We start from the raw sequence: 25,934 nt of genomic DNA, 5'->3' as shown, positions 1-25,934 counted from the left end.
GGGAATATGCACGCCGGCCCTTGTTTTACGACGCGCGCGACAATGCGTGCGTTGCGCGAATGCGCGTATGGTCGCCATGGTTCGCGTCGGCCGCTCCGATCGTGCGTCGTGGCTACGGCGCCTGAACGATGCGCCGCGGCACGCGCTCGCCGTCCGCCTCGTCCGACGCCAGCATCCGCGGAATCTCGTCAATGAGCGCATCGATGACAACGCGCACCTTCATCGGCACATTGCGCGACGCCGGCCGCACCACGAACACTTCGGCGCCCGACACGCTGTCGCTGTCCATCACGAGCACGAGACGGCCGTCGCGCACGTACGGCGCCATCAGCCAGCATGGCAGCCACGCGAGGCCCGCGCCCGCTGCCGCCGCGTCGGCGATCGCCTGCAGGTCGTCGAACCGCAGGCGGCCTGCCGGGCGATGGTCGTGCACCGCGCCGTCCGCGCCGATGATTCGCCACGGCGTCGGCTGCCCGCCGCGCGAATAGGCGACGCCGCCGTGCGACGCGAGTTCGTCGAGCCCCGACGGCCGGCCGTGGCGATCGAGATACGCGGGCGATGCACAGATGCCCATGCGCTGCACACCCAGCTTGCGGCCGACCAGCGCACTCGTGTCGGCAAGCGGACCAATACGCACCGCGATGTCGAAGCCGTCGTTGACGAGATCGGCGACGCGATCGCTGAACGACACGTCGATTTCAAGCCGCGGATGACGCTCGACGAGACGCCGCACGACAGGCGCCACGCATTGGCGGCCGAACAGCACGGGCACGCTGACCCGCACGCGCCCGGTCGGCTGGCGTCGGCCCGCGTCGAGCGCGGCTTCCGTCTCGCCGAGTTCGGCCAGCAAGCGCCGACACTGCTCGTAATAGACGAGCCCTTCGTCGGTCAAGCCGAGCTGGCGCGTCGTACGCCGCAAGAGCCGCGCGCCCAGCCGCTGTTCGAGCCTCGCGACGATCTTCGCAACCGCCGAGCGCGTCATGCCGAGGCGCAGCGCCGCCGCCGCGAAGCTGCCCGACTCCACGACGTCGACAAATTCGGCGATGCCCCTCAGCCGCTCGTCCATGCAATTCCGCTCCGGTGGGATGACTGATTTGTATCCGCTTCGGCGACAATCGTTGGCCGAATTCTCGCCAATGCGTCCCGTTGCGCAACATTATGATAGTCCCGTCTATCTCGAAAAAGGAGTCGCCATGCACGCATGGCAAGTCAAACCAGGAGACGGCATTGCCGGGCTCCGGCGCATCGACGCGACGCTCCGCCCGGTCGGACCGACCGACGTCGTCGTGAGGATCCACTCGACAGCACTGAACTATCGCGACCTGATGTTCGCGCGCGGCGACTATCTCGGCATCGGCACGGACGCACTGATCCCTGTCGCCGACGGCGCAGGCGAGGTCGTCGAAACCGGCCGCGACGTCACGCGGTTCAAGCCGGGCGATCGCGTGATCAACACGTATTTCCCGCACTGGATCGACGGGCCGCCCACGCCGCGGAAAGTCTCGGGGTCGCCCGGCTCCCATTTCGACGGCGTGCTCGCGGAACGCTTCGTCTCCGAGGAAACCGCGCTGGTCGGAATTCCCGCGCATCTCGACTACGACGAAGCGGCGACGCTGTCGTGCGCGGGCATCACCGCGTGGAATGCGCTGTTCGTCGATGGCGGGCTGGAGCCGGGCGCGACGGTCGTGCTGCTGGGCACGGGCGGTGTATCGATCATCGCGCTGCAGCTCGCTCATGCGGCCGGACTGCGCACGATCGTGACCTCGTCGAGCGATGCAAAGCTCGAACGCGCCCGCGCACTCGGTGCGGACGCAACGATCAACTACCGCACGACACCCGAATGGCAGCATGAAGTGCTGCGCCTCACCGGCGGTGCGGGCGCGGATCTCGTCGTCGAAGTCGGCGGACGCGATACGCTCGCGCGCTCGATCGCCGCGACGAAAATGGGCGGCATCGTCTCGGTCATCGGCGGCCTCAGCAGCTTTGGCGGCCCGGAACTCGGACTGCTGTCGCTGATCGGCGGCATCCGGCAGCTGCACGGCTTGATGGTTGGCAGCCGCGCGATGCTCGACGACGTCGTGCGGCTCGTCGACGCGAAGCGGATCAAGCCGGTGGTCGATCGCGTGTTCGGTTTCGACGAGGCGCCGCAGGCCTATGCCTACCTGCAGTCGGGACAGCATTTCGGCAAGGTCGTGATTCGCGTCGCGTCGTGACGGATGAACGCGGCACACGCCACCTTCTCGTCGCCGCGCACTCTATACCACTGCAAAACGCTGCATCGGTCGCGCGGCTGATGATGACGACCGATGCGACCGTGTCGGAAGCGCAGAAGGATACGGCGCGGGCCGCGGCACCGGGCGGGCTGGGGTTCGACTTCCGACGCCGGAACGCGCAGACGCCCGATTCGGGCGCCGCACGCGTCGATACCGGACGCGTGGCGGCGCCGGTCGCCACGCGTTTCTTTCGTTTGCGACCGCCGCGCGCGCCGTCGTCAGAACATCTGGCGCAGGCCGATCGCGGCCCCGACATTGTTGGTCCTGCCGATCTGGTCGACCTTGCCGGTGAGCCGGTTGGTGGCACCCGGATAGTCGGCCGCGAACGCGCCGTTGCCGCGTGCGAAATCGACCGTGCCGTACACCTCCGTGTGCTTCGACAGCGCATATTCCGCCAGCACGGTCGCCGAGTAGTTGATCCCGGAGCCGAGCGTGCCGTCGAGACGCTCCGCATTGCGCGCGTGGCCGTAATAACCGGCCACCGTGATCAGCAGCGGCGCGGTGGCCTGCCAGTTCGCGCCGACGTAGAACGTATCGTCGATGCGATTCGGGCTGCCGCCGCCGAGCGTGGGCGCACCGGCCTGCTGCATGTTGAAGTCCGTCGTGCCCGTCTTGTCCTGACCATGCAGCCAGCCGGCCAGCAGACGCACGGACGGCGTGACCTGATACGCGCCGCTCACGTGCAGGAAGTTCACTTTCGCGCCATTGACCGCACTGCCGTTCACGGACGCCACCGAGGTTTGCTGGAAGCCGGCGTTGATCGACGCGGGCCCTTGCGCATAGGTCAGCTCGACTCCGTACGTGCTGTCGAGGCCCATCGCGCCGGCATGATTGCCGAACCCGTAGATCGCATCGACGCTGAAGCCGTTGTACGTGAACTTGTACTTCACGGAGTTCGGCACGGTCAGGTAATTGCCGATGCCGTTGTACGCCCAGCTGTCCTGCCAGTAGTCGCCGACGGTCATCGGATCGAACACGTCGCCCATCGTGTCGTACAGCGGCGCGTACTGGTTGCCGAAGGTCAGCGAGCCGTACCGGTCGCTCGACAGGCCGACGTATGCCTGCCGGCTGAACAGCGTGTTCGCGACGTGCAGCTTGCCGTCGCCGAGCTCGAAGCCGTTCTCGAGACGAAAGATCGCCGACAGGCCGCCGCCGAGATCCTCGCTGCCGCGCAAGCCCCAGCGACTATGCGTTTCCGGGCCGACCGTCATGCCGACCAGGTCGCGGCCGTCCGGGCCGGCGTTCGTCTGATAACGGATCGCCGTATCGACGAGGCCATACAACGTGACGGAACTCTGCGCAAATGCGGACGACGCCGCTGTCAAGACAAATACCGCGCCGACACCACCGGATACGACGATGCGTTTCATGAAAGGCCTCCCTGAGCGATTGATTTTGTAAGCAGTCCGACAGCATTCGTGTCCGACTGCCGGTATAGCGCTCGGGAGAATAATCGGTCATATTCGCGGCACATATTGCTGCTTCTGGATTGGACCTTTCCAATGCCGTCAACAATCGCACCAGCAGCCGTGCGGCGACCGGCAAGTCGTGCTCGGTTAAGATCAACATCCCTTCCGTCGCTTCACCGCCCAAGCCATGTCGACCACTATCGCTACCCTGCTGCCGCTCGCCGGCGTCCTGCTGCTCAGCGTGGCCAGCCCGGGCCCGAACTTCGTGATCGTCACGTCGACCGCGATCGCGCAACGCCGCGCCGGCGTGATGACGGGGCTCGGCCTCGCCGCCGCATCGGGCACCTGGGCCGCGATCGCGATTGCCGGCCTCAGCCTGCTCGTGACCCACGTCGCCTGGGTGCACACCGCGCTGCGCCTGGGCGGTGCGACATACCTGATCTGGCTCGGCCTGAAAATGGTGCTGACCGCGCGCAAGCCGGTCGCCGTTTCCGCGCCGGCCGCGTCCTCCGGCTGGCATGCCGCACGGAAGGGCTATGTGGTCAGCATGACGAATCCGAAAGCCGTCGCGTTCTACGGCAGTATCTTCGCGTTGATGGTGCCGGCCCATGCACCGGCGTGGCTCGATCTGGCCGTCGTCGCACTGTCGATCGGAATTTCGGGCGCGTGGTACTGCTCGATGGCGCTGCTCGCGTCGCACCCGTCGGTGCGCCGGCTGCTGGTCCGGCGCAAGGCCGTGCTCGACACGACGGCCGGGCTGCTGCTGATGGGGCTCGGCGGGCGGATGCTGGCGGGGCGCTGAGCGCCTTCACACTCTCGCGTCGCCGCGGGAAAAGACTGCTTACGCCACCCTGCACGCGACGCGCTGTGCGTTGCAGCGGAATCCGAAATGAAATCGCGCGCCGGGTAGAACGGCGCGCTTCGATGAAACGATGATCCGATGAACGGCGGCCGACGGACGTGGCGGCGCATCGTCGACGCAACCACATCCCGTCACCGCATCAACGTGCCGGATCGACCACCACGATCGGCACGCCGCGCGCCTCGATGTCGCGCCCCGCGAGCAAGCACAGATCCTCGCGATGATGCGCGGCAACCACTTGCACGCCCACCGGCACGTCATTCACGATCTGCGTCGTTACCGCGAGCCCCGGCAGCCCCATCGCCGGCAGCGCCCGCAGCGTGAGCTGCGCTTCCCATACGCGCTCGAACCCTTCCGGCCCTTGCCGATCGAGATCGTCGGGAAACGGAAGCTCGGACGACACCGGCAACAACAACACCGCATAGTCGTCGAGAAAGAGCCGCCATTGCCGCGTCAGCGTCGTACGCCGCACGAGCGCGCGGCTGATCACGTCGGCCGGCAGATCGCGCACCTTGCCGCGCACGCCCGCGATCACCGCGGCTGCGCCCGGATCGCCGTCGCTGGCGACCGCGTTCGCCAGCACATCGAATCCGTCGCCTAGCCAGAGCTGTTCCTGAAACAGCGCGGCCTCGCGCATCGGCGGCGTATCGTCGATTTCGTCGACGGTCCAGCCCGCGTCGACGAGCCGTCGCGCGGCATCGCGCAACGCGGCCTCGACCTCGGGCACGACCTCCAGACCGCGCGGACGCACGCATAGCGCCGCGCGCTTCGGCACCGCGCGGCCGTCGATCGGCACCGGCACGTACCACGGATCGCGCAGGTCCGGCGCGGCCAACGCACGCAACGCCAGTGCGAGATCGTCGATCGTGCGTGCGATCGGCCCCGTCGTCGACATCAGTTGCGCGCCGATCGCACGCTCCGGCGATGACGCATTGAATGCCGGCACGCGCCCGAGCGACGGCCGGATGCCATGCACGCCACACGCATAGGCCGGATAACGCACCGAGCCGCCGATGTCGGTGCCGAGCGCGATCGGGCCGATCCCGGCGGCCACGGCAGCCGCCGCGCCGCCGCTCGAGCCGCCCGGCGTCAGCGAACGGTTGCGTGGGTTGTACGTATGGCCGTGCACGAGGTTCGACGTGAACCAGCGCAGCGCGAACGTCGGCGAATTGGTGCGGCCGAGCAGCACGGCGCCCGCCTTTCTCAGGTTCGAGACCGACGGGCTGTCCGTGCTCGCGATCAGTTTTTCCTGCAGTCGCGTGCCGTTGGTCGTCGCGAACGCTGCGACGTCGACGTTGATCTTCACAGTCACGGGCACGCCGGCGAGCGGGCCCGGATCGTCGCCTCGGGCGATCGCGCGATCGACGTCGTCGGCCTGCCGCCGCACGTCTTCGGGGCGATGCTCGACCACCGCGTTGATCGCCGGGTTCACCGCTTCGAGGCGCGCCAGTGCGGCATCCGCCACTTCCCGCGCCGACACTTCTCGCTGCCGCACGCGTGTTGCAATTTCGGTCGCCGACAGTTGCCAGAGTTGCTGCGTCATGACATCTCCTCGTGAAAGGACATCACAATCACCGACGGCGCCGCGTCGTCCGCAACGCGGCGCCGCATTCACTGCGCATCCTGCTTCGCACGCTCCGCCGCCGCGATGATCGCGTCGGCCACGGCCTTCGGCTGGCTCAGCATCGCGACGTGGCTGCCGTTCACGCGCGTGACCGTCGCGCCGATCCGCTTCGCCATCGCCTCCTGCAGTTCAGGATCGATCATCCGGTCCTGCGTCGCGACGACGAACGACGACGGCTTTGCATGCCAGGCCGCCTGCGCGACCTTCTCCGAAATGCAGCCACCGTACCACGGCCCTTGCGTCGCCGCGACGATGCGCTGCTGCGCGGGCGGCAGGTCCGGCGCGAAATCCTGCGCGATCGCCTTGTCCGATAGCGTCGCGAAACCGCCGCCGTCCTTGCGCAGTTCGCCGGCCCACGACGGTGCCGGCAACCCCTGCGTGACGTCGGCGATCGACTGGCCGTTGTCCGGCGCGAATGCGGCGACGTAGACCAGCGACTTCACCTTGTCGTCGTTGCCGGCGTCGCTGATCACGACACCGGCCCACGAGTGGCCGACCAGCACGACGGGGCCCTTCTGCTCGTCGATCGCGCGCTTCGTCGCGGCTGCGTCGTCGGCAAGCGAGCTCAGCGGGTTCTGCACCGACACGACGTGCAGGCCGCGCGCCTCGAGCAGCGGAATCACGCGGTTCCAGCTCGATCCGTCGGCGAATGCGCCGTGCACGAGCACGACGTTCGTGCCTTTCAGATCGTCCATCGGCGCGGCCTGCGCCGCGACCGCACCGAACAGCCCGCCGAGCACCGCCGCGGACACCAGAACCCGTTTCGTCAAACCGATCATCTTCATGCTCCTTTCCGTCGTGTCGTTCATCTGAAGTGTTGCCGATGCGGCCGCGCCCGCGTGCGGCAGGCGCGGCAATGCATCACGAATGTGCGTACAGGTCGTCGGCGTCTGTCCGCGCGTTCCGTGCAGCGCGCTTGTCGGCTGCGGCATGGCGGGCGGCAGGCGCCGATGCGGAGGCCACGTTGTCGTCCTGCGACTTCGACGAGCCGTTCTGGTCGGAGCGTGCTACCTGTTGCGCGGCGGCGACGTTCTGTGCGGCGGCGATATCGTCCGGGTAACGCGCGTCGCTGCCGGCCGGGTTGTAGCCGGCCTTCTCGAGGCGAATGAGCTCGGCGCGCACGTCGGCGCGCGTGAGGCCGTGGCCGGTATCGGCGAACGACAATGCGGGGATCGAAGCGAGCACTGCGACTGCGAGGATTCGAGCGGCTTTCATGAGATTTCTCCTTGGCGGAAGTTGGGGTATCGATCATTCGGCATCCGGTGCGAACGTTTCGCACCGAACGTTTGCTGCATGTCGACAGTAGAACCCGCTCACGTATCCGGCATGTTTCCGAAACAGGTGGGTTGTGCAATCCGATGTTTCCGCAACGGTTCCCGATACAGTGCGATACAAACCCGGCAACCAATACGCCATTCGCCTGCGCCGCCACCATGAAAAAAGGCGTGCCGCGAGCGGCACGCCTTTCCGCCAAACCGATCCGCTCAGGTCACTTCAGGGCGCAAGCCGCGTGAACACAAAATCGTGATTCTTCACGCGCGCCTGATGGCACGCGAAGCAGGTCTGGTGCTGGCCGATATCGGCCGGCACGCCGTTGATGAAGCGCCCGAAGCCCCAGCCGCCCGTCGACGCATAACGGCGCGAATCCTTCACCATCACCTGCACGGTCGTTGCCTGGCCGGGCACCGTCGCCGGCGCGAACTCGTCCGACTGCTTGCGCTTGTACGCAAGCTTCACGAGGATCGTGCCGTCCGGAAACGGCAGCGTCGACTGTTCGAGCGCGCGAATCGCGACGGGATTGCCGAGAACCACGCGCAATTCGTCGAGCGGCGCCGCTTCCTCCGCCGGTGCGGCCATTTCCCACTTGCGGTAGCCGGGCGGGATCGTCACCCCGTAGACGGGCGACGCGCCCGGCTTCGGCTGCTCGGCCAACGCGGCCGGCCCGCCGACGGCCAACGTGGCGGCCAGCAGCACGCCGGCAACGTATGCCCGTCTCGCACGGAGAGACAACACGCGAACCCCGGCCTGCATCACAGATGCTCCACTTGCAGGATCGCCTCGGCGAATGCCTGCGGCGCTTCCTGCGGCAGGTTGTGGCCGATGCCGCCGGTAATCGTCCGGTGCTGGTACTTGCCCGTGAACTTCTTTGCATACGCGGCCGGCTCCGGATGCGGCGCGCCGTTCGCGTCGCCTTCCATCGTGATCGTCGGCACGGCGATCGTCGGGCCGGCCGCGAGACGCCGCTCGATGTCGTCGTATTGCGCCTCGCCCTTCGCAAGCCCGAGGCGCCAGCGATAGTTGTGGATCACGACGGCCACGTGGTCGGGGTTCTGAAACGATGCGGCGCTGCGCGCGTAGGTCTCGTCGGAGAACTGCCACTTCGGCGACGCCAGTTGCCAGATCAGCTTGTTGAACGCATCGCGGTTCGCCGCGTAGCCGAGCGCGCCGCGCTCGGTCGTGAAGTAGAACTGATACCACCACTGGAATTCCGCTTGCGGCGGCAGCGGCTTTCGGTTCGCCTCCTGACTGCCGATCAGGTAACCGCTCACGGACACCAGCGCCTTCACGCGTTGCGGCCACAGTGCCGCGATGATGTCGGCCGTGCGCGCGCCCCAGTCGTAACCGCCGAATACCGCGCGCTCGATCTTCAGCGCATCCATCAGCGCGACGATGTCGACGGCCGTCACTGCCTGCTGGCCATTGCGCACGGTGTCGGCCGAGCGGAACGTCGTCGATCCGTAACCGCGCAGGTAAGGCACGATCACGCGATAGCCGGCCGCCGTGAGCAACGGCGCGACTTCCGCGTAGCTGTAGATGTCGTACGGCCAGCCGTGCAGGAGGAACACGACGGGGCCGTCCTTCGGCCCGAGATCCGCATACCCGACGTTCAGCACGCCCGCGTCGATCTGGTGGATCTTGCCGAGCGAGGCCGCACCGGCCACGCGCTTCGGCGTCGGCGCATCAGGGGCCGACTGCGCCCGCGCGAGCGAGCCGAACCCGAGGTCGGCCAGGCTCAGGCCGGCGAGCGTCGTACCCAGGATCAGGCGGCGGCGGGTGTTCACGGTATCAGGCATGACTCGTTCTCCATTGTCGATCGCTAAGAAAGGACGCCAGCGGCACGTGCGGGCGCTCCGGGTATCGCCTTCGCGCCACCGGCGCGAAACGCTTCACCGCCTTTATATCCGTTCCCTTCTGGCGCTTTGTATCCCAACGTATCTGTGTTTCGGTGCGACACATGACGATTCAAAATCGCATGCGAAACGGCCGGCTGCCGGCCGGCGCGGGTCGCGCTGTCGCCACCCGCGCCGGCCCGTAACGCCGTCGCTCGATCGAATCGCGCTTACGCGCGACGCAACGGCCGGAACCCGGCGCGCACCTCGCGAGCAAACAGTTCCGGCTCCTCCCATGCCGTGAAATGCCCGCCCTTGTCGACTTCGTTGAAGTAGATCAGGTTGTGATAGCTGCGCTCGGCCCAGCTGCGCGGCGCCTGGTAGATCTCGCCGGGGAACACCGTGATCGCCGCCGGCAGCGAGATGTCCACCGCGTTGAAGTTGTTCGAGTGATCCTCCCAGTAGATCTGCGCGGCGGACGTCGCCGTGTTCGTCAGCCAGTACAACGAAATGTCGTCGAGAATCTCGTCGCGCGGGATCGAGCGTTCGGGCACGCCGCCGCTGTAGGTCCACTGCGAGATCTTGTCGTACATCCACGCGGCCTGCCCCGACGGCGAATCGGCGAGCGCGTACCCGATTGTCTGCGGGCGTGTGACCATCATTGCCGAGTAGCCGGTGTTGTCGCGATAGAACGTCGCGAGCTTGTCGTACGCGGCCTTCTCCTTCGGCGACAGCGACGCCGGCGCCGGCGCGTCGGTCTGGAGCAGCGTCGCGATGTCCGGCGGCACCGTCGCCGGCATGTTCACATGAATGCCTGCCAGGCCCTGCACGCGCTGCATCGCCATTCGGTGCGAGATCACCGAGCCGCAGTCGCCGCCCTGCGACACGAAGCGCGTATAGCCGAGGCGCGCCATCAGCACGCCCCATGCGCGCGCGATGTGATCGGAGCCCCAGCCCGTCTTCGTCGGACGCCCCGAAAAACTGAAACCCGGCAACGATGGCACGACGACGTGGAACGCATCGTCGGCACTCGCACCGTGGGCGGTCGGATCCGTCAGCGGACCGATCGCCTTCAGCAGCTCGAAGATCGAACCCGGCCAGCCGTGCGTCATGATCATCGGCATCGCATCAGCATGCCGCGAGCGCACGTGGATGAAGTGAATGTCGAGCCCGTCGATTTCGGTGATGAACATCGGGAAACCGTTCAGGCGCGCCTCACCCTTGCGCCAGTCGTAGTCGGTGCCCCAGTAGCGCAGCAGCGCCTGCATGCGCGCGAGCCGCACGCCCTGCGATTCGTCGGCGACGGTCTCGCGGCCCGGCCAGCGCGTCGCGGCAATGCGGCGGCGCAGGTCGGCCAGCGCTTCATCGGGGATATGGGCGGTAAACGGGCGAATGCCGTCGCCGCCGGTTGCAGCATGCAGCGCGGTGGGCAGCATCGCGGATACGCCGGCGGCCACGGATGTGGCGAGCAGGTGGCGACGCATCGGGGAAAACTGTGTGGAAGACATCGTTCGGCATCTCCTTTCGTGAAGTGGAAAGTGAACATGCCGCGTGGCCGAGCGCGCCTTCACTTCCATTCGGGCGTGCGCCGGTCGTGCGGCGTTGCCCATTTGAAAGGTCTGACGTATCCGGGATGTGTCTCGTTTGTACGCGTTTGTAGCGGAGAGGCGACCGACGCCGTCAGGGCGCGATCCAGCGGCCTTCGTAGCCGTCGTCGATCACGTCAAACACCGCGCGACGATGGCCGCTGCGCGCGAGTTCGAGCCAGTCGATGCGCGTCACCGTGACGTGGAGCAGGCAGAAGTTCTGGTAACCGTCGTCGGTGGGCGTCGTGCGGGGACCGGAGCGTGCGATAACGTGCGCGTCCTCCGGCGACTCGATCGGCGTGCCCGGGCGCAGTGGTGCACGATACAGCAACAGCGTATGCGGACGGTTCGATTGCCAGACCGCGCGACGCTGCGCTTCGTCGTCGCAAATCGCCGCAACGCCTTCCGCGCGAATCTGCACGAGCGAATCGAGATCGCTCGCGACGATCGCGATGCGCGGATCGCGGCGCAACTCCGCGACCTTGTCCGAGCGCGCATCCGTGTGGAACGACAGCCGATGTTCGGCGCGACTCACCTGCCGCAACACGATCGTGCGCACCTTCGGCGCGCCGTCGAGGCCGAGCGTCGCGGCCTGCAGCATGGTGAACGGAGAGCGCTGCGCGCCCACGCCGGACGCGAGGCACGACCAGACGCGGTCGTACGTTTCCGTGAGCGATTCGATGTCGATGTCGGCCATGATGACCCGGCGCGCCTGCGTGGTTCGATCGCGCCAGCTTACCCGTTTCGGCGGCGGGCTGCCGTTGCAAGCCCCCGCCGCGCAGTTCAGTTGTAGCCGAGGACGACCGGTGCTGCGTCGCGCGTGTCGGTCGAATCCGCGCCGAAGCGGCCGAGAACGTCGGCGACGTACTGCGGCCCCGCGCTGATCTGCGACGACTTGTGTTCGACAGGACGGATGCCGGCCATGCGCGGTGCTTCGTCCATCCATGCGGTGTCGTTGACGACGATGCTCATGTTTATCTCCTCCTCATGCGGCCAGCGCCGCACTGTGCGCGCGCACGAGACGCGCCACGCCTTCCCGGATCGCGTCGGCGTCGGGCGCCGCAAACGACAGCCGCAGCGAAGCGGCGTCGACGTTGTCCGCGAAGAAGGCCTTGCCCGGCACGAAGACGACCTTGTTCGCGATCGCCTGTTGCAGCAGCACGTCCGACGATACCGCGCCGATCCGCGCCCACACGAACATCCCGCCTTCGGGACGATGGAAGGTAATCGCGTCGCCGAAACCGTCGCGCAGCGCGTCGCACATCGCATCGCACTTGCGCTTGTAGGCCGCCGTGATGCGCGGCAGATGACGTTCGAGCGCGCCGTCGGCCAGATACTCGGCGGCGGTGGCTTGCGTCCACGGCGTGCTGCACAGGTCGACCGTCTGCTTCGCGATCACGCAGCGTCGCGCGATTTCGGCCGGCGCGATCGTCCAGCCCACGCGCAGCCCCGGCGCGGCGATTTTCGACAAGCTCGCGAAATGCACGATCCAGTCGCGTGCGCCCTCGACTTCGTTCGACAGCGCGAGCATCGACGGCACGGGTTCGCCCGCGAAACGCAGGTCGCCGTACGGATCGTCCTCGACGATCAGAAAACGGTATTGCACCGCGAGACGCAGCAGCTTCAGGCGGCGTTCTCGCGTCAGCGTCGCGCCGGTCGGATTCGCGAAGGTCGGCACCGTGTAGAGCAGCTTCGGCTGCACGATCGCGCCGGACGCGAGTTGCGATGCGAGGCGATCGACGTCGAGGCCATCGCCGTCGACGGGAATCGTCACGATGCGCGCCTGTTGCAGACGCATCGCCGACAGCGTCGCCGGATACGCCGGTTGTTCGGTCAGCACGACGTCGCCCGCGGCGACCATCACGCGCAGCAGCAGATCGAGGCCCTGTTGCGAGCCGGTCGTGACGAGCATTTCGGCCGGCGTGCACGTCACGTTGCGGCGCGCCATCAATGCGATCAGTTGCTGCTTCAGTTCGGCGAGGCCGTCGGTCGGGCCGTATTGCAGGCAGCGGACCGGCTGCGCGTACGCGCGTTCGGCGGCCGCGTTCAGGCCGTCGACGTCGAACAGGTCGCTGGCCGGGTAGCCGCCGGCGAACGAAATCATCCCCGGTTCGGAGAGGTACTTGAACAGCTCGCGGATCGGCGAACCGGCAGGATTCTGGAATGAGGGCGTGAACGCGTACATGTCGTCGTGAGCTGGGTGGCGATGACGGCCGGGATAGCCGACAGGCGCCGCCCGCCAAGGCGCTTCGGGCGCAATGGCGGGAATTCGAGCCACGATTGTCGATAGTCATTAACGCCGCGGCAAACGATATCTATGCACTACGTCTTGCGGTTTGGTCATCAAATGAGGGCGCCCCGCGCGAGTTCGGCCGACTACCCGGGTCGCCTTGCTGGCGTCTCTCGTCCCCTTCATCGACAAACGATGTCGACGCTCAGGATCTCGTACCCGGGATCGGCATTCTCGCTCGCTACCTTTTTCGCTTCCTCATACGACCGAAAGGACATGGCTTCTTCGATTTCCGGGGCCATGCCGATGTCGCCGTCCTCGCCGGTACAGAGAAACTGCAGACCGGTCTTCACGACATAGATGGTGGTCATGTCTCGCTCCATGGTTTGCATGGGGAATTTCCAGTCTAGCCTCCGCGCTTCCTCATGCAACGCCGGCCGGCGATGGACTGGATCCCCCGCCCCGCCCCCGATTACCTAGGTAATTGACACGTATGGACCTAGGTAATTGTCCTCCCTACCATGGTTTTCGACGCGAATCCAAGCGCCCACATGAAGAGGACACGACCATGACCACACAGGATGTCGATACCAGCACGCTACGACGCGTGATCGCCGCAGCGTCGATCGGCAATTTCGTCGAATGGTTCGATTTCGCCGCATACGGCTTTCTCGCCACCATCCTCACGCGCGAATTCTTCCCTAGCGGCGACCCCACGATCGGGCTTCTGAAGACTTTCGCGGTCTTCGCGGTCGCCTTCGCATTCCGCCCGCTCGGCGGCCTCGTCTTCGGCGTGATCGGCGACCGGATCGGACGCAAGCGCACCCTTGCGCTGACGATTCTGATGATGGCCGGCTCGACGACGTTGATCGGTCTGCTCCCGACCTACGCGAGCATCGGCTACTGGGCACCGTTGCTGCTCACGATCATTCGCTGCGTCCAGGGGTTCTCCGCAGGCGGCGAATACGCCGGCGCATGCGCGTACGTGATGGAACATGCACCGCGCCGCCGCCGCGCCTTCTTCGGCAGCTTCGTGCCGGTATCGACGTTCTCGTCGTTCGCATGCGCGGCGGTAGTGGCCTATCTGCTCGAATCGTCGCTGTCGTCGCAGGCGATGGTCGAATGGGGCTGGCGCGTGCCGTTCCTGATCGCGGCGCCGGTCGGCCTCATCGGCGTCTACCTGCGTGTCAACCTGAACGAAACGCCCGCGTTCCAGGCGCTCGAAGGCAAGCACGACATCGCACATGCCCCGCTGATGGAAACGCTGCATTCGCAGTCGTGGAATATCCTGAAGCTCGGCGCGTTCGTGTCCGTGACGGCGCTGTCGTTCTACACGTTCACGACGTATTTCGCGACCTACCTTCAAGTGGCAGGGCACCTGTCTCGCGGCACGTCGCTTCTCGTGACCGTGCTCGCGCTCTTCTTCGCCGCGGCCCTGTGCCCGGTCGCCGGCTTCTTCTCCGACCTCGTCGGCCGCCGCGCGACGATCGCCACGACCTGCATCTTCATCATCGTGGCGGTTTATCCGGCGTTCTCGCTCGGCGGCTCGGGCGTGCTGTCGCAATCGTTGATCGGCGTCGCGCTGCTCGCGATCGGCGCGGTATTCTCGGGCGTGGTGACGGCGCCGCTGATGTCGGAAGTGTTCGCGACGAAAACGCGCTACACGGCATCGGCCATCACGTACAACCTCGCCTACACGATCTTCGGCGGTACCGCACCGCTCGTCGCCACGTGGTTGATCGCCGCCACCGGCACCAACCTGTCGCCGGCGTACTACTTGATCGCCGTGTCGATCTTCGCGATGATCGGCGGCCTGGCCCTGCCGGAAACGTCGAAGACGGCACTCGAGGAAGCCGGTCCGGCGACCGCGAGCGCCGCCCGGTCCGCCAAGCGCGGCGTCGAACGCGCCGTTTGAGCACGGGCGCCGTTCCCCCGTCCGCCAGAACTCGACGCACAGGCAAACACCATGACCAGCCTTCACGACTCCAGCATCATCATCGACGGCCTGAACATTTCGCGGTTCGAGCGTTCGGTGTTCGAAGACATGCGCAAGGGCGGCGTCACGGCCGTCAACTGCACGGTCTCCGTGTGGGAAGACTTCCAGAAGACAATCGACAACATCGCGGAAATGAAGCAGCAGATCCGCGAGCACAGCGAAATCCTCACGCTCGTGCGCACGACGGACGACATCCTGCGCGCGAAGCGGGAGAACAAGACCGGCATCATTCTCGGCTTCCAGAACGCCTATGCGTTCGAGGACAATCTCGGCTACATCGAGGTGTTCAAGGAACTCGGCGTGAACGTGGTGCAGCTCTGCTACAACACGCAGAACCTCGTCGGCACGGGTTCCTACGAACCGGACGGCGGTTTGTCCGGATACGGCCGCGAAGTGATTCAGGAGATGAACCGGGTCGGCATCATGGTGGACCTCTCGCACGTCGGCGCGAAGACGTCGTCCGACGCGATTGCCTGTTCGAAGCAGCCGGTCACCTACTCGCACTGCTGCCCGTCCGCGCTCAAAGCGCATCCGCGCAACAAGACGGACGATCAACTGCGCGAGATCGCGGAAGCAAACGGCTTCGTGGGCGTCACGATGTTCATGCCGTTCCTGCGACGCGGCGCCGACGCAACCATCGACGATTATCTGGAAGCCATCGAATACGTGATCGGCGTGATCGGCGAGGACAAGGTCGGTATCGGCACGGACTTCACCCAGGGCTACAGCACCGAGTTCTTCGACTGGATCACGCATGACAAGGGCCGCTATCGTCGCCTCACGGATTTCGGCAAGGTCGTCAATCCGGAAGGAATCCGCACGATCGGCGAATTTCCGAACCTGACGGCCGCGATGCAACGTGCCGGCTGGAGCGAATCGCGCATACGGAAAGTGATGGGCGAGAACTGGCTGCGGGTGTTCGGCGAAGTCTGGAACGTCTGAATCGCACGACACATACGCACCCGCCATGCAGCCACAATTGCCCATCGACGTCGATCCGGACACCGGCGTCTGGACCACGGACGCGCTGCCGATGCTGTACGTGCCGCGCCACTTCTTCACGAACAATCATGTCGCCGTCGAGGAAGCGCTCGGCGTCGAGGCATACGCCGAGATCCTCTACAAGGCCGGCTACAAGTCCGCTTACCACTGGTGCGACAAGGAGGCGAAGCAGCACGGCATCGAGGGCATGGCCGTGTTCGAGCATTATCTGAAACGGCTGTCCCAGCGCGGCTGGGGCGTGTTCAGCATCGCCGAAGCCGATCCGGCGACGTCGCACGCGCGCATCCATCTGCACCACTCGTCCTTCGTGCTCGCGCAGCCCGACAAGCAAGGCAAGCTCTGCCACATGTTCGCGGGATGGTTCGCCGGCGCGATGGACTGGGTCAACGACACCGCAGCCGACGCGGAGAGCAAGGGCCCGCGCGCGCATTCCGCAGAAGTCCGGTGCGCGGGCGAAGGGCACGACTGCTGTGTCTTTCATGTCGGGAGCCGGTCCGCGCAAGCGCTACAATCCGACGGGAGCGAACCCGCCCGATAGCCTTGGTCCGAACACGGTTCGGACCCGTCGACAAGATGCCGACCATGACCGACACGATGCCAAGCCTCGACTACGAAGATCTCTTCAGGCATCTGCCCGTCGCGGCCATCGTCGCCAGGGAACGCGTCATGGTCGACTGCAACGAGAAGGCGCTGCAACTGTTTCGGGCAACCCGCGACGACATCATCGGCCAGTCGTTCGCGAAGCTGTATCCGCAGCAGAAGGACTTCGCGACGACCGGCCGCCGCCTCGCGCCGCTGCTCGCCAGACATGCGGGGTTCAGCGACGACCGCATCATGCGTCGCGTCGACGGCAGCCATTTCTGGGTTACCGTGTGCGGCTTCGGCTACAACCCGAAGCGTCCCTTCGAGCTGGCCATCTGGACCTTCACCGACCTGTCGGAAAACGCAAAGCATCCCGACGTCACCAGCACCTTGACCGATCGCGAGCGCGACGTCGCTGCATTTCTGGTTCACGGACTCACCAGCAAGGAAATCGGCAAGGAACTGAGCATCAGCCCGCGCACGGTCGATATTCATCGCGCGAGCTTGTTGAGGAAGTACGAGGTACGCACGACCCACGAACTGATCACGCGCCTGCTCGCGTGAATTGCGCGCGCGAAAACGGTGCATTCCGCATCCGCGCTCCGAAAAAAAGCCCGGCAAAGCCGGGCCAATCAGATTGAGACACAAGGAGAATCCCGCCCACCACACAGGGGGCGGTCACGCCGCGCTACACGACGTTCTTTTCGACGATCGGCCGGTTTTCGAGCACACGCTCCCAGCCGAGCGACGACAGGTCGAGCGATTCATACCGCCCGTTCAGGATCAGTTCACTTACGCCACGCCCCGTCGCGGGCCCTTGCTGCAGCCCGTGTCCGCTATACCCGTTCGCGAACACGACGTTGTCGAGTTCGGGGTGATATCCGATGATCGCGTTGTGATCGAACACGTTGTATTCGTAGTACCCGGACCAGCAGTTCTCCACGCGCAGCGCTTCGAATTCCGGCACGCGATTCGCGAGCGTCGGCCAGATCACCTCGTCGAACAGGTCGTGATCGACCTCGTCGAGCGGCAGATCGTCGGGATCGCGATCGGGGCTCGGCGACGTCCCGCAAATATACGTGCGCCCTTCCGGCCGGAAATACACGCCCGTCGGATCGATCAGCAGCGGGCAATCGGTCAGCTTCGCCGGCGACGACACGTTGAAGATGCTGCGACGCCGCGCATATACGGGAATGTCGATGCCCATCATCGACGACAGCGTGCGCGTCCACGCACCGGCCGCGTTGACGAGCGTGTCGCACGCGTAGCGCTCGCCATCGTTCGTCATCACGTGCGTGACCTTGCGACCGTCGCGAACGACGCCGGTCACATCGGCCGGCACATACCGCGCGCCCAGCGCCTGCGCCTTCTTGCGCAGCGCCTGCACGAGCCCGTAACCGTCGAACCAGCCTTCGCCGCTCACGCCGTAGGCGCCCGACACGAGATCGTCGACGTTCAGCCACGGAAACTTCGCGCGCAGCGCGTCGCGATCCATCAGCCGGATATCGGCGCCGAGCTTGGTCTGCAGCGCGTGGTTCTCGCGCAGCGTCGCATCGCCCGCCGGCGTCGCGAGAAACAGGTAGCCGCCTTCGTGCAGATCGATCGACGGCCGCGTGCCGTCGACCTCGAGCCGTTCGCCGATCGTGCGCAGGAAGTCGATCCCGAACAGCGACATCTCGATCGACAGCGGCGTCGAGAACTGCTGACGAATCGACGCGGCCGACAGCGCCGACGACGACTTCGCATAGGTGGGATCGCGTTCGATGACGGTCACGGACACCGTCGGATCGGTAGCACGCAGGAAATAGGCGATCGAGCTGCCGATCACACCACCGCCGACGATGACGACTTGAGAACTCACGACTGACTCCAGTTGCACGTGAAAGGCGCGGCCGGCTGGCCGCGCCCGAAAGTTGTTCGTGCCGCGTCGCGCGCGGCGCCGTGCGTGCGAACCACCCGGCGAATCGCCCCGACGTGCGCCGCGACCGCATCGGGTCGCTTCGGCTATTTCAGCACGTCCTGCATCGCCGCGAAAGTCCGCGCGCGTTCGGGTACTCAGTCCGCCGTTTGCGTCGTGACGGGCTGCCACGCGGCGTTCTTCACTTCATACAGCGTCGAGCTCGGGTTCTTCAGGTCGCCCGTGTTCGTGAACGCGATCGTGCCGGTGATGCCGTCGTAGCGCGTGCCCTTCAGCGCGCCGTTGAAATCGGCCGGCTTCGTCGAGTTCGCCTTCTGCATCGCATTGATCGCGATCCACGTCGCGTCGTACGCGAACGGCGCATACGCGAGCATGTCGACGCCGTATTTCTGCTTGAATTTCGTTTCGAACTGCTTGCCCTTCGCGAGACGCGCGAGCGGCTGCCCGTATTCCCACACGGCCGCGCCTTCCGCCGCGTTGCCGGCGAGCTTGATGAAGTTCGCGTTCATCACGCCGCCGCCGGCCAGGAACTGCGCGCGGATGCCGAGCTGGCGCATGCGCTTGACCAGCATCGCGGACTGCGCGTCGAGGCCGCCGAAGAACACCAGGTCGGCATTCGAGCTCTTGATCTTCGTGAGTTGCGCGCTGAAGTCGACGGCTTTGTCGTTGGTGAATTCGCGCGCGACGATCATGCCGCCATTCGCCTTCGCGGCCTTCTCGAATTCGTCGGCTTCGCCCTGGCCGAACGCGGTGCGGTCGTCGATGATCGCGATGCGCTTCGCCTTGGTCACGCTCGCCGCATACGCGCCGGCATTGCCGGCGTTCTGCGCGTCGGTCGCGATCACGCGATACACGGTGCCGAGGCCGGCGCGCGTGATGTCGGGATTGGTCGCCGACGGCGTGATCATCGGAATGCCGGCCTTCGCGTAGATCTTCGACGCGGGCAGCGTCGTGCCGGAATTGAAGTGGCCGATCACGACGGCCACCTGCGCGTCGGTCAGCTGTTGCGCGGCCTGCACGCCGATGCGCGGATCGCTCTGGTCGTCCTGCGACGCGACGACGAACTTCACCGGCTTGCCGCCGATCGTCGTGTGCGCGGCGTTCGCCTCGTCGACGGCCATGCGCACGCCGTTCTCGATGTCCTTGCCGTATGCGGCGCCGCCGCCGGTCAGCGGCACGGCCACGCCAACCTTGACGACCGTCTCCTGCGCGTGGGCCGCGCCCGTCTGGAACGCGAGGATCGCGGCGGTCAGTGCAATGCCGGAAAGCGAACGAATGCGGAACGTCATCGGCCAATCCTTCTTCTGTGGGTCGGGATGCGACGCGCGACCATCGCGCGCCGGCGACCTCCCGCGTGCCGGTGATGTTTTCGTCGCCGGGTGGCCGCCGATGGCGCGTCACTTGCCGGTCGATCACCGCGGCTCCGTCTCCGGGGAACCTGGCGGCGCGAAAGAGGTGCACCGATTGTGGGTAGCCAATACGCGTGCAGCAAACGAAATATCGGAACTATGTTGTGAGGAATTGTCATCAAGTGCCGGTGCTGCGGCCGGCATGCGGCCCGCGCGACGGCGGGCCGGGGAGGGGAAACACCAGCGGGATGCGCGCATCGCGCGTTGGACCGCGCTCGCACGGGTAATGCAGATGGAGAATCATCGCCGTATCAGGCAGTGGCAACGCGCGGCACGTCGCGCGATCGGTTCGTCGCGCCGGGGCCGCCGGTCAATGCCTGTCGGTGCCCGTATGCTTGCGCAACGCATCGGCCGCCTCGCCGGCCTTTTCCTGGACCTTGCCGGCCTGTTGTTCCGCCACGCCTTCCGCTTCCGTCTCGCGATCGCCCGTCACCTTGCCGAGCGCTTCCTTGACCGAACCCCTCACTTGTCTGAGTTTGCCTTCGATGCGATTCCTGTCCATGGTCGTCTCCTGCGATGAGTTGGGGAGAGCCGGCGGCGAGGCGGCCCGCGCCGCACCGCCGAGTGGACAGGATCGCAGCCGCGCGCAACACACGGCAGATGCGGATGCACCAGCCTGCATGGTGCATTCGCACCGATGGCGCGACGCGCGGCGTCAGTCCGTGCCGTTCGTGCCGCCCTTGTCGGCGCCCTTCTCGGCGCCCTTCTCGGCTCGCGCGCCGTTCGCGTCGGACGCGCCGACGATCCCGCGCTCGCGCGCCCACACGATCGCCTCGCCGCGGCTATGCACGTCGAGCTTCGCGTAGATCGTCGCGACGTGATTGCGCACCGTGTTCGGCGCGAGCCCGAGGCGGGCGGCGATCTCCTTGTCGGCGAGACCGTGACAGAGCAGGTCGAACACGTCGCGCTCGCGCGCGGTGAGGTCCGACAGCTGCGCGCCGGCGTCCGGCGCATTCGCGCGCCGCACGTTCGCCAGTTTCTCGATCAGCGTGCGGCTGAACCACGACGCGTCCTGCATCGCGGTTTCGATCGCATAGACGAGCTCCATCTCGGTGCGCTTGCGATCGCTGATGTCGAGCAACGCGATCAGCAGGCAATCCTGCCCGTGAATCGCGACCGGTTCGGCCGACACGACGCAATCGCGCACGTCGCCGTCGCGCGTGCGGATCTGCACGTCCGCGTTGCGCACGTTGCCGTCGCGCGCGAGCTGGCTGTCGATGTGTTGCCGGGCGCCACGTTCGGCCCATAGCCCGATCTCGTCCGCGGACCTGCCGAGCAGATCGTCGCGCGCATGGCCGACCATCCCGACGAAGGCATCGTTCACGTCGAGCAGCTCGAAGCGGCCGGCCGTGACGATCGCGGTCGCGACCGGCGCCATCCTGAACGCCTTCGCGAAACGCTCCTCGCTTTGCCGCAGCGCGAACTCGGCCTGCTTGCGCGGCTCGAGATCCATGAACGTGAACAGCATGCACGCCTCGCCGTTCATGTCGATCGGCTGCCCGGCGACCACCACCGCCTTCGTGCCGCCGTCGGCGCGCTTGAGCACGGCCTCCATCTGCGGAATCGTCGCGCCCTCGCCCAGCCGCTCGATCGCGAGCTCGCGCCGTTCGGCCTGTTCAAGCACGTCGACTTCGTAGACGGAGCGGCCGAGCACGTCGTCGCGCGCATGGCCCGTCATCTCGAGGAAACCTTGATTGACCTTCACGTAGCGCAGGTCGTCGAGCCGGCAGATCACGGCCGGCGCGGGGTTCGCGTTGAACGTGCGCTCGAAGCGGTCCTCGGCGCTCGCCCATTCGGTCGCATCGTGCAGCACGAGCGCGAGGCAGTCGGGCTCGCCGGCCGCGTTCGTCAGCACGAGGCTGCGGATCCGGTGAACCCAGCTCACGTTCTCGTCGGCGGCCGATTCGACTTCGACCGTCACGTCGCTGAACTCCTCGCCGGCAATCACGCGATCCATCGGATAGTGGCCGTCGCGCACCGGATGGTTGTTCCGGTAGCGCAGCCTGAAGCGCTCGCGATACTCGGTGACGTCCGCGCCAAGCGCGTCGAGCTCGGTGACGCCGTGCATCGCGAGCGCTGCCTCGTTCGCCCACACGATGCGCTGGTCGGGTTCGATGAGGATCACGCCCTCGGTGAGCCCCGCGATGATCTGGTGCAGCTGGCGCCGGTCGGTATGCGACTTGAGCGCCTGTTCGTTTACTCGTTCGTCCATTGATCGGTGGTCCACGTGGTCGACATCGTTGCCGGGCCGGCTGCCTCCGCGCCGATACGCGCCAACCCGCGCCGGCTGGCGCGTGCACGCAATGATCGCGTGCGGGCCGAGGCGATCGACAGGCGCGGATGCACCATGCGCAATAGTACATTCGCATGCCGCGCCGGCTGCGTGCGCCATCCCGCCGAGCGGCGCGCGACACGGCTTGCGCGCCGGCCGCCCGCATCGCGCGCATCACGACGCGCTTCCCCGGCGCACTTCCCGTTCCCGCTCGTTCTTTCATTCCCGTGCAAACGCACTAGCCGATCCGGTGAATTTGCGCGATGCCCGCGTGCATTCGCGCCGGTACGCTGGTACTGCATCGGCGCACGTGCGCCGCCTTTTCAAAACAGCAGAGGAGGATCACCTGATGAAACAGCATCAGACACCCGATCCGACGCGACCGGAGCCGGCCCCGGACAATCCGCCCGAACCCTCGCCCGGCACCGATCCGCCGGTACCGCTGCCGCCCGATGTGCCGCGCCCCGACATACCGCCGCGCGAGCCCGGCTACGACACGCCGATCGCACGGTAACGCGCGACGCGCTCCCCGTTCGTCGATTCATCCATCCACCACGCCAATCGAAGGAGAACATCAATGAACAAGACCTCGCACCTTTCGACGCTACTCGCCGCGAGTGCGGCTTTCCTGCTCGCCGCCGCACCGCTCTCGAACGCACAGGCGCAGACACAGGCATCGTCGTCGACCGACACCACGATGACGTCGAATTCGGACCAGCCGGTGACCGACACATGGATCACGACCAAGGTGAAGAGCGAACTCGCGACCACCAAGGGCGTGAAGAGCACCGACATCAGCGTGAAGACGGTGGACGGCGCCGTCACGCTGACGGGCGTGCTGCCGTCGAAGACCGCGGTGAAGAAGGCCGTCGCCGTGACGCGCTCCGTCAAGGGCGTGAAGCACGTCGACGCATCCGGCCTGAAGGCGAAGGCCTGAGCTGTCGCGCGGCCGAGCGCCGCGCTTTTCTCCCCTTACTCCAGGAGCAGACGATGAACGAAGACAAGATCAAGGGTCAATGGAAGCAGCTGACCGGCAAGCTGAAGGCCAAGTGGGGCAAGTTGACCGACGACGATCTGACCGTCGCCGAAGGCAACCGCGACTATCTGGTCGGCAGGATCCAGGAGCGTTACGGCATCGCTCGCGACGAGGCCGAGAAACAATTGAAGGAATTCGATCGCGAGCTCTGACGCGCCGGTCGTCATACCCCGCCGCGATGCATCCCGCATCGCGGCCACGTGGAGGGCCACGGCATGGGCAAATATCTGATCGCATGGCTGCTCGGCGTACCGCTCGGCGTGCTGGTGCTGTTCTATCTGGTCACGCACCTGTTCTGACGAACGCGGCGCCCATTCAATGCAAACGGGCCGGCGGCTGTCATCAGCCGCCGGCCCGTTTGCCTGCCTGCGTCGCGCTTACTTCGCCGCGTTCGCCGTCATCTTGAAGATGCCCTGCGCGTTGCCCGCGTCGAAACGCAGGTCCGTCACCCAGCGGCGCGTCGCCTGATCGAACGTGCGGCGGCGCGTGATGAACTCATAGAACGAGCCCGGCACGTTCCGTTTCACGATGCCGCCGTCGCGCGTGCGGAATTCGCGCTCGACGATGTCCGCGCGATACGCGGTCTGGAACACGCGGCCCGAACGCGAGCGTTCGACCTCCGGCTTCATCGGCCGGCCCTTCGCCTTCTCGTCGTCGGACAGCTTGTACACGTCGGTCACGCGATCGGTCGCGTGGTTGAACGCGTTGCCTTCGGTCGCGATCCACGCCATCTCGGCCGATTCGAGCAGCAGCGTCTCGTAATCGAGTTCGTTCGGCAGGTCGTGCTGGCGCGCGAACGCGCCGACGATCTCCGGCAGCAGCGCATGCGCGGCGTCGAGCGGCAACCAGCCTTCGCGCTCGATCTCCCACAGAAGCGCGACGGCCGCCGGTGACAGCGGATCGCGCGACGAGCTCACGACGTTCGTCACGGCCTGCTGGAATTCCTTGGAGAAGCGTTCCGGATGCAGTTCGCTGACGAAGAACTGCGCGATTTCGTCCGGCGCATCTTCATGCGCATACGCGCGGCCGGTCATGCCGAGCTTGTCGAGCGGATAACGGCCGTTCAGGCGAAAGCCCAGCGGACGCAGGATGCGCGTGAACGCGGCTTCGCCCGGCGGCAGCGCGCCCGTGTGCGGCCAGCGCACCGTACGCAGCGCGCCGTGGTCGAAGTGGACCGAGCCGCCGTTTTCGATCGCGTCGGCCGTGTACGCGCGGCCGTTCGCCGAACGTTCGAGCAGCCCTTCGAACAGCGCCATGTTCATCGCCTGCGCGATTTCCGCGCGCGTGACGACGTCGGTTTCCCATTCGTCGAGGATGGCCGGCATGTTCAGGGTCGCGAACAGGGCGTCGGTCTTCGCCTGTCCCAGCAGCTTCGTCAGCAGGCTCTCGATATTCGGATTGCGCATCAGGATTCTCGTGTTCAGGGGACCGCCGGCAAGCGTGCCGGCCATTCGCATGCCGGCCGCCCAGCGGGCGCCTTGCCTTGCGTGGGAAGCATTATTCAAAGGGTTGCAGCGGCGCGTAAAGCGAGATTAAATTGAGATGTGATGAGTTTTCGGAATCATCGGCCGTCTCCGCACTCGTCCGCCGGTCCGCCGCGGGCGGGTCGGTTCGTCAGACAAAACGAGCATCATGCGCAAATTCAAGATCCCCAACATGGGTGCGCTCGTGGCTTTCGAAGCCGCGGCGCGCCACGAGAGCTTCACGCACGCGGCCAAGGAGCTGTTCCTGACCGAAAGCGCGGTATCGCGGCAGATCGCGACGCTCGAGGCAAGCCTCGGCGTGCGGCTGTTCGCGCGCGTGAAGCAGCGCGTCGTGCTGACGCGCGCCGGCAAGCTGTACGGCACGCAGGTGCGGCGCGCGCTGGAGGCGCTCGATCGCGACACGCTGTCGATCATCGCGCACGGCAGCGGCGGCGGCTACCTGGAGCTGGCGGTGCTGCCGACCTTCGCGTCGCACTGGCTGATCCCGCGCATCAAGAGCTTCTATGACCGCACGCCGGACGTGCGCGTGAACATGGGCAGCCGCACCGACCTGTTCTCGTTCGAGGACACGCACTTCGAGGCCGCGATCCACTACGGCAAGCCGACCTGGCCCGGCACGTCGTCCGATTACCTGTTCGGCGAGGAAGTCGTGCCGATCTGCTCGCCAGCGCTGCTCGACGGGCCGGTCGAACGCGTGGAGGATCTGCTCGCGTATCCGCTGCTGCACTCGACCACGCGTCCCGGCGCGTGGGCGCAATGGTTCGAGACGCACGGCGTCGAGGACATCCGCACGATGCAGGGTGTGCGCTACGAACTGCACACGATGCTGATCAGCGCGGCCGCGGCCGGGCTCGGCATCGCGCTGGTGCCGAAGTTCTTCGTCGAGGAGCAGTTGCAGCAGCTCGGCCTCGTCGTGCCGTGCGACGCGGCGACGGTCGGCGATTCGGCGTACTACCTCGTGTATCCGACGGAGTTGAGCCACAGCAAGCCGCTTGAGCTGTTTCGCGGCTGGCTGCTCGAGCAGGCGAGCGCGTATGCGGCGCCGGCTCCCGACGCGGACGGCGACGACATGGACGACATGGACGACGACGAGGACGTCGAGTAACGGCGCGGCCGCGCCGGCGCAGCGGCCGGCGCGGGC

The 25,934-nt window shown here is 66.3% G+C and carries 27 protein-coding genes; 10 read left to right on the top strand and 17 right to left on the bottom strand.

All coding sequences use genetic code 11. The features are described from left to right. Positions 1-112: 112 nt before the first annotated feature. The gene (locus WI26_RS16760) at positions 113-1,066 is read right to left on the bottom strand and encodes a LysR family transcriptional regulator (protein WP_069226574.1); all 954 of its coding nucleotides are present in this window, start codon (positions 1,064-1,066) and stop codon (positions 113-115) included. A gap of 127 nt (positions 1,067-1,193) precedes the next feature. Between WI26_RS16760 and WI26_RS16755 the strand changes: the two genes are divergently transcribed. Next, positions 1,194-2,213: a zinc-dependent alcohol dehydrogenase family protein gene (locus WI26_RS16755; protein WP_069226573.1), complete on the top strand. Its 1,020-nt coding sequence runs from the start codon at positions 1,194-1,196 to the stop codon at positions 2,211-2,213. A gap of 278 nt (positions 2,214-2,491) precedes the next feature. On the opposite strand, the gene WI26_RS16750 is transcribed toward WI26_RS16755, so the two are convergent. Then, positions 2,492-3,643, bottom strand: coding sequence for a porin (locus WI26_RS16750; RefSeq protein ID WP_059540382.1), 1,152 nt, complete (start codon positions 3,641-3,643; stop codon positions 2,492-2,494). A 226-nt stretch (positions 3,644-3,869) separates the two neighbouring features. On the opposite strand from WI26_RS16750, the gene WI26_RS16745 reads away from it, so the two are divergent. Next, entirely contained in the window at positions 3,870-4,484 is a 615-nt protein-coding gene (locus WI26_RS16745) for a LysE family translocator (protein WP_069226572.1), read from the top strand. Between the two features lie 199 nt (positions 4,485-4,683). Here WI26_RS16745 and WI26_RS16740 read toward each other — a convergent pair whose 3' ends face one another. The 10 genes from WI26_RS16740 to WI26_RS16695 all read right to left on the bottom strand — a co-directional run bounded on the left by WI26_RS16740 (position 4,684) and on the right by WI26_RS16695 (position 13,465). Next, positions 4,684-6,087, bottom strand: a complete 1,404-nt coding sequence (locus WI26_RS16740) for an amidase family protein (RefSeq protein ID WP_069226571.1) — start codon at positions 6,085-6,087, stop codon at positions 4,684-4,686. Between the two features lie 68 nt (positions 6,088-6,155). After that, the gene (locus tag WI26_RS16735; protein WP_069227756.1) at positions 6,156-6,947 is read right to left on the bottom strand and encodes an alpha/beta fold hydrolase; all 792 of its coding nucleotides are present in this window, start codon (positions 6,945-6,947) and stop codon (positions 6,156-6,158) included. Positions 6,948-7,029: 82 nt separating this feature from the next. Further along, positions 7,030-7,383, bottom strand: a complete 354-nt coding sequence (locus WI26_RS16730) for a DUF4148 domain-containing protein (protein ID WP_069226570.1) — start codon at positions 7,381-7,383, stop codon at positions 7,030-7,032. Positions 7,384-7,662: 279 nt separating this feature from the next. Beyond that, positions 7,663-8,199 carry a cytochrome P460 family protein gene (locus tag WI26_RS16725; RefSeq protein ID WP_069226569.1) on the bottom strand — a complete coding sequence of 179 codons (537 nt, stop codon included), beginning with the start codon at positions 8,197-8,199 and terminating at the stop codon, positions 7,663-7,665. Beyond that, entirely contained in the window at positions 8,199-9,242 is a 1,044-nt protein-coding gene (locus WI26_RS16720; protein ID WP_059509441.1) for an alpha/beta fold hydrolase, read from the bottom strand. Before WI26_RS16720 ends, WI26_RS16725 begins: the two co-directional genes overlap by 1 nt. Positions 9,243-9,508: 266 nt before the next feature. Then, the gene (locus WI26_RS16715; protein WP_069226568.1) at positions 9,509-10,786 is read right to left on the bottom strand and encodes an epoxide hydrolase family protein; all 1,278 of its coding nucleotides are present in this window, start codon (positions 10,784-10,786) and stop codon (positions 9,509-9,511) included. A gap of 172 nt (positions 10,787-10,958) precedes the next feature. Next, positions 10,959-11,561 carry a pyridoxamine 5'-phosphate oxidase family protein gene (locus WI26_RS16710; RefSeq protein ID WP_069226567.1) on the bottom strand — a complete coding sequence of 201 codons (603 nt, stop codon included), beginning with the start codon at positions 11,559-11,561 and terminating at the stop codon, positions 10,959-10,961. A gap of 86 nt (positions 11,562-11,647) precedes the next feature. Further along, positions 11,648-11,836: a hypothetical protein gene (locus WI26_RS16705; RefSeq protein WP_059466156.1), complete on the bottom strand. Its 189-nt coding sequence runs from the start codon at positions 11,834-11,836 to the stop codon at positions 11,648-11,650. A 13-nt stretch (positions 11,837-11,849) separates the two neighbouring features. Then, positions 11,850-13,049, bottom strand: a complete 1,200-nt coding sequence (locus WI26_RS16700) for a PLP-dependent aminotransferase family protein (RefSeq protein ID WP_069226566.1) — start codon at positions 13,047-13,049, stop codon at positions 11,850-11,852. A gap of 227 nt (positions 13,050-13,276) precedes the next feature. Next, on the bottom strand, positions 13,277-13,465 hold the full coding sequence (locus WI26_RS16695; RefSeq protein ID WP_069227755.1) for a hypothetical protein: 189 nt from the start codon (positions 13,463-13,465) through the stop codon (positions 13,277-13,279). Positions 13,466-13,662: 197 nt separating this feature from the next. Here WI26_RS16695 and WI26_RS16690 point away from each other — a divergent pair, with 197 nt between their 5' ends. The 4 genes from WI26_RS16690 to WI26_RS16675 are packed head-to-tail and all read left to right on the top strand — an operon-like array spanning position 13,663 to position 17,238. Next, entirely contained in the window at positions 13,663-15,009 is a 1,347-nt protein-coding gene (locus WI26_RS16690; RefSeq protein WP_059509434.1) for an MFS transporter, read from the top strand. Positions 15,010-15,060: 51 nt separating this feature from the next. Further along, on the top strand, positions 15,061-16,032 hold the full coding sequence (locus WI26_RS16685) for a dipeptidase (RefSeq protein ID WP_059466110.1): 972 nt from the start codon (positions 15,061-15,063) through the stop codon (positions 16,030-16,032). A 25-nt stretch (positions 16,033-16,057) separates the two neighbouring features. Continuing rightward, positions 16,058-16,630 carry a DUF5943 domain-containing protein gene (locus WI26_RS16680; protein WP_069226565.1) on the top strand — a complete coding sequence of 191 codons (573 nt, stop codon included), beginning with the start codon at positions 16,058-16,060 and terminating at the stop codon, positions 16,628-16,630. Between the two features lie 35 nt (positions 16,631-16,665). Beyond that, positions 16,666-17,238: a PAS and helix-turn-helix domain-containing protein gene (locus WI26_RS16675; protein WP_059466112.1), complete on the top strand. Its 573-nt coding sequence runs from the start codon at positions 16,666-16,668 to the stop codon at positions 17,236-17,238. A gap of 124 nt (positions 17,239-17,362) precedes the next feature. Here the strand turns inward: WI26_RS16675 and WI26_RS16670 are convergent, their stop codons facing one another. From WI26_RS16670 to WI26_RS16655, 4 genes are all read right to left on the bottom strand, one after another. After that, a complete protein-coding gene (locus WI26_RS16670) occupies positions 17,363-18,535 on the bottom strand; it encodes an NAD(P)/FAD-dependent oxidoreductase (RefSeq protein WP_069226564.1) in 1,173 nt (390 codons plus the stop codon). A 194-nt stretch (positions 18,536-18,729) separates the two neighbouring features. After that, positions 18,730-19,881 carry a branched-chain amino acid ABC transporter substrate-binding protein gene (locus tag WI26_RS16665; RefSeq protein ID WP_069226563.1) on the bottom strand — a complete coding sequence of 384 codons (1,152 nt, stop codon included), beginning with the start codon at positions 19,879-19,881 and terminating at the stop codon, positions 18,730-18,732. 430 nt (positions 19,882-20,311) lie between these two features. Beyond that, on the bottom strand, positions 20,312-20,503 hold the full coding sequence (locus tag WI26_RS16660; protein ID WP_059466116.1) for a CsbD family protein: 192 nt from the start codon (positions 20,501-20,503) through the stop codon (positions 20,312-20,314). 153 nt (positions 20,504-20,656) lie between these two features. Next, on the bottom strand, positions 20,657-22,213 hold the full coding sequence (locus WI26_RS16655) for a helix-turn-helix transcriptional regulator (protein ID WP_069226562.1): 1,557 nt from the start codon (positions 22,211-22,213) through the stop codon (positions 20,657-20,659). Positions 22,214-22,622: 409 nt separating this feature from the next. Between WI26_RS16655 and WI26_RS32725 the strand changes: the two genes are divergently transcribed. The 3 genes from WI26_RS32725 (at position 22,623) to WI26_RS16645 (ending at position 23,461) form a co-directional block, all read left to right on the top strand. Then, complete coding sequence (locus WI26_RS32725; protein WP_167359249.1) at positions 22,623-22,787, top strand: hypothetical protein; 165 nt, start codon at positions 22,623-22,625, stop codon at positions 22,785-22,787. Positions 22,788-22,850: 63 nt separating this feature from the next. Next, complete coding sequence (locus tag WI26_RS16650) at positions 22,851-23,210, top strand: BON domain-containing protein (RefSeq protein WP_069226561.1); 360 nt, start codon at positions 22,851-22,853, stop codon at positions 23,208-23,210. A 53-nt stretch (positions 23,211-23,263) separates the two neighbouring features. Next, positions 23,264-23,461 carry a CsbD family protein gene (locus WI26_RS16645; RefSeq protein ID WP_059466119.1) on the top strand — a complete coding sequence of 66 codons (198 nt, stop codon included), beginning with the start codon at positions 23,264-23,266 and terminating at the stop codon, positions 23,459-23,461. 225 nt (positions 23,462-23,686) lie between these two features. Here the strand turns inward: WI26_RS16645 and WI26_RS16640 are convergent, their stop codons facing one another. After that, positions 23,687-24,715 (bottom strand): DUF1338 domain-containing protein, encoded by a 1,029-nt coding sequence (locus tag WI26_RS16640; protein WP_069227753.1) that lies wholly within the window; start codon positions 24,713-24,715, stop codon positions 23,687-23,689. Positions 24,716-24,941: 226 nt separating this feature from the next. Here WI26_RS16640 and WI26_RS16635 point away from each other — a divergent pair, with 226 nt between their 5' ends. Further along, positions 24,942-25,898, top strand: coding sequence for a LysR family transcriptional regulator (locus WI26_RS16635; protein WP_059540394.1), 957 nt, complete (start codon positions 24,942-24,944; stop codon positions 25,896-25,898). The last annotated feature ends 36 nt before the right edge of the window (positions 25,899-25,934 follow it).

This window comes from Burkholderia diffusa (assembly GCF_001718315.1).
GTDB lineage: Bacteria > Pseudomonadota > Gammaproteobacteria > Burkholderiales > Burkholderiaceae > Burkholderia > Burkholderia diffusa_B.
This window is presented reverse-complemented; position numbering and strand designations above follow the sequence as displayed.